The sequence below is a fragment of the Streptosporangium sp. G11 genome (genome assembly GCF_051192615.1).
Taxonomy (GTDB): Bacteria; Actinomycetota; Actinomycetes; order Streptosporangiales; family Streptosporangiaceae; genus Streptosporangium.
Map to the genome: position 1 here is coordinate 1 of NZ_JBPJUQ010000212.1, position 3,616 is coordinate 3,616.

Here is a 3,616-nt window from a genome sequence, read left to right on the forward strand (position 1 = left end):
AACTGGCCAGTCCGGTTCGGGAAGGGGCCGTCGAAAAAGGACCTCCACAGAGGCACCTCGTCGGCGGCCTACTTCACTCGGCGGGCGGGCCGGGGAAACCCACCGTGAGCAATCGCGACAGGGCGCCCCGGTCCGACCCAACACATGATCACCGCGAGTCGGTGTATTGCCAGGCACAGCGAGTGGGGTTCGAGGGCTGGTGTGCGCCCGTGTTCTGCCGCGCGCGTTGGTGGTATGGGCTGTCAGCGGTGGTGGTCAGCTCTGCGCCACCATGCTGCGGTGGCGAGCACGCCTGCGGCTCCGACCGCGAGGACCAGCAGGAAGCCGATCGGGCCGGGCCGGTCCTGGTCGGGTCCGGCGATTCCGGCGTACAGGCCGGGAACCGACCAGGGGAAGTGGTGGCCAAAACCGAGGGCGGCGATGACCTGGGCGCAGAACAGGGCGGCGAACATGGCGCCCACGGCGGCCAGGTAGCCGCGCCCCAGGCTGGCGGCCAGGGACAGCGGGGTGGTGAGCAGGGCGGTCAGCGCGGCGGTGAGCAGGAGGCGGCCGATCCCGTCCAGGGCGATCTGGGCCGACCAGCCGGGCAGGGCGAGCAATGCGCCGATCAGCAGGCCGAACGCGGCAACCTGCAGGGCCAGCAGCATCGCCCATCCGGCGGCGAGGGCAAATTTCGCGCCCACGATGGCGGTGCGGGAGGTGAGCAGGGCGAGCAGGTCTTTGGCGGTGTGGTCGCTGAACTCGCGGCCGAACAGCCAGATGGCGATCATCCCGTAGATCAGGAATCCTCCCACGCCGACCGCCTGGGCCAGCAGGGCCTCGCCGATCGGGCCGGACGACGCCGTCGCGATCAACAACACCCTCAACGTAATCCGCAATGTCGTTCACCTCGACGACGGGACTTCCACGCCCGCATAGGTGTTGGTCGCGAGCAAGTCCGCGCGACGCTACACGCGATGAGTGATGCCATCAGGGCGATGAAGGAGCAGCGCCAGGCCGAAGGCAAGAAGTGATAGGCCGCCAGGCCAGAAGCCGCTTCGCACGTTCTCTTGATCTTGCTTGCCTTCGTTCGGCCTCGGCCCCCAGTCACCAAGAGAGTCCATCTCACCCGAGGGGCCTTATCGCGTTGTCGTCAGCAGGGGAGGGATTGCTCGGTCCAGATGCATTTGCCGTCTTGGAGGTAGCGGGCGCCCCAGCGCCGGGAGAGGGCGGCCACCAGCTGCAGGCCCCGGCCGCCTTCGTCGGTGTAGGAGGCGTGGCGGATGCGCGGGGTGCTGAGGCTGCTGTCGTAGACCTCGCAGATCAGGGAGCGGCTGCGCAGCAGGCGCAGGCATATGGGGCCCTTTGCGTGCCGGATCACGTTGCCGACGAGCTCGCTGACCAGAAGTTCGGTGGTGATCGTCAGATCGTCCAGTCCCCAGATGGCCAGTTGTTTGCGGACATATTTGCGGGCCTGTCCGGCTGCTCTGGGATCGTCGGGGAGGCTGCAGGTGGCGACATCGTCGGCGGCGGTACCGCGGGTATGGACGATGAACAGGGCGGCGTCATCGTCGGTCTGTTCACGGGCGGGCAGCAGCGCCGAGACGACCGTGTCGCAGAGATCCTCCAGGGGCCCGACGTCGTCGCCCTGGCGTCCTGACCAGAGGTGGGGAATGCGGGGCACGGCCTGGGCCACGATTCGGCGGAGCTGGGCCAGGCCCTTGTCGACGTCGCGGGTGGCGGATTCGACCAGGCCGTCGGTGCAGAGCACCAGCAGGCTCTCCTCAGGCAGGTGCAATTCGTGGATCTCGAAGGGCGGTTCCGCGGCGCCCAGCGGCGGGTCGGCGGCCAGGTGGGGGCACAACACGGTGCCGTCGGGGTGGACGATGACCGGTGGGGGATGGCCGGCCAGGCAGAACGTACAGGTCCGGGTGGTGGGATCGAAGACGGCGTACAGGCAGGTGGCGTAAAAGTCGTCACCGAGGTCGCTGACCAGATCGTTGAGGTGGCCGAGCAGTTCGTCGGGGGGCAGGTCGAGGTCGGCGAGGGTGCGTACAGCGGTGCGCAGGCGACCCATGGTGGCCGCTTCGGTGATGCCGTGTCCCATGACGTCGCCGATCACCATGGCGACCCGGTCGCCGGACAGCGGGATCAGGTCGTACCAGTCGCCGCCCACCTCCTCGCCCCGGCCCGCGGGCAGGTAGCGCGCGGCGGCGCAGGCGACGGGGAGCCGGGGAAGCTCCCGGGGAAGCAAGCCGCGCTGCAGTTCCTGTGCGCGGGCGTGTTCCACGTCGTACAGCCGGGCCCGTTCCAGCGCCTGACCGACCAGACCACTCAACGCCGTCAGCAGGGTGCGCTCCTCGTCGCTGAAGACACGCTCCCGGGTGAACGACACCACACATGAGCCGATGGACCGCCCGGAGGCGATCATGGGCAGGAACGCCCAGGCGTTCTTCGGTGACGCCTTCCCCACGCTCTCCATCGTTGGATAGCGCCGGCAATACTCCGTTTCCGATCCGATGAACCGGGGAGTACCGGTCCCCAACACATCGGTCACCGGGAGGGTTTCGGTGAGCGGGAGCCGGTCGACAAGACTGAGGAAATCCTGTGGGTACCCGGCGGCGCCGACCACATCCAGTCGGCCGCCTTCGATTAGCCAGACCACGAGCCCGTCGGCACGGAACGGAGGCAGGACATGGTCCGCGACGGCCTGCACGACGTCCCGGGTGGTGACGGCCTCGGCGAGCGCCACGGTCAGCTCGCCCATCCGGACCGTCCGCTCGGACCCGGCCGCCGAAGTAAGGCCTGGCTCCGTGCCGGGCAAGCCTTCCAGGCGCGCAGCGGCCCATGCCGCTACCGCACCGAGAAAGGATCGCTGCTCGTCATCCGGCTCGGCGGACCCTGCCGTGAGCACGGACAACACCCCGACCGGCCCATCGGCACCCGGGAGGGGCAATGCCGCCGTGCCGGTTGCCCCGATCCCCAAGCTGTCCCCGCCCACCCAGACGTAGCCACCACGCCGCACGGCGCGTGTGGGCGCCACGTCCTGCACGGTACGAAGATCCGCCCATGCCTCGGCGGCCTCCGGGAGAAGCCCGCTGGCCGCCGCCAGACGCAGGCAACCGGTAGCGGAATCGCACCTGTGCACGAGGGCGCCCAGGCCGCCCAGTCCCGTCGTCGCCTGCTGGAGAGCCAGCGTCAGCGTCTGCGCGCTCCACTGCCCTTCGTCCGAGGTCCCAATAACGCCGAGCTGCTCCGTCTGCGGCTGCTCGGCGTGGCCCTCGGACCTAACATTCCGGGCCGCCACCTCACCTCCTGACATAAGCGCGACAATGTGGAAAGTCACCACTTATGTACATCCACACTAGCTTTCACCGCCATACGCGGCACTTCCGGGGTCCGCGACACTCCGCCGCTTCGTGTGCGCCCCCTGGCAACACGACCCGGTGAAGCTGGCCGCGTTCATCGTCACCCAGAGGACCGAGCATGCCCATCGCGAGGGCGCGGGCGCACGAGCAAGATCCTAAAAGTGAAGATGATCAATCATGGCCTCTACGGTTCTAGAGCCTGTACGGAGTTGAGATCAGAGGGATTCGTCTGCGCGGTGCTCTGCCGTCCTGGTAGGCCATCGCTATGG

The 3,616-nt window shown here is 68.4% G+C and carries 2 protein-coding genes; both read right to left on the minus strand.

Annotated features, from left to right (window positions below):
* Positions 1-242: 242 nt before the first annotated feature.
* Positions 243-857, minus strand: coding sequence for an ABC transporter permease (locus ACSDR0_RS49740; RefSeq protein WP_435295984.1), 615 nt, complete (start codon positions 855-857; stop codon positions 243-245).
* 275 nt (positions 858-1,132) lie between these two features.
* Positions 1,133-3,286 (minus strand): ATP-binding SpoIIE family protein phosphatase, encoded by a 2,154-nt coding sequence (locus tag ACSDR0_RS49745; RefSeq protein ID WP_435295985.1) that lies wholly within the window; start codon positions 3,284-3,286, stop codon positions 1,133-1,135.
* Positions 3,287-3,616 lie beyond the last annotated feature (330 nt).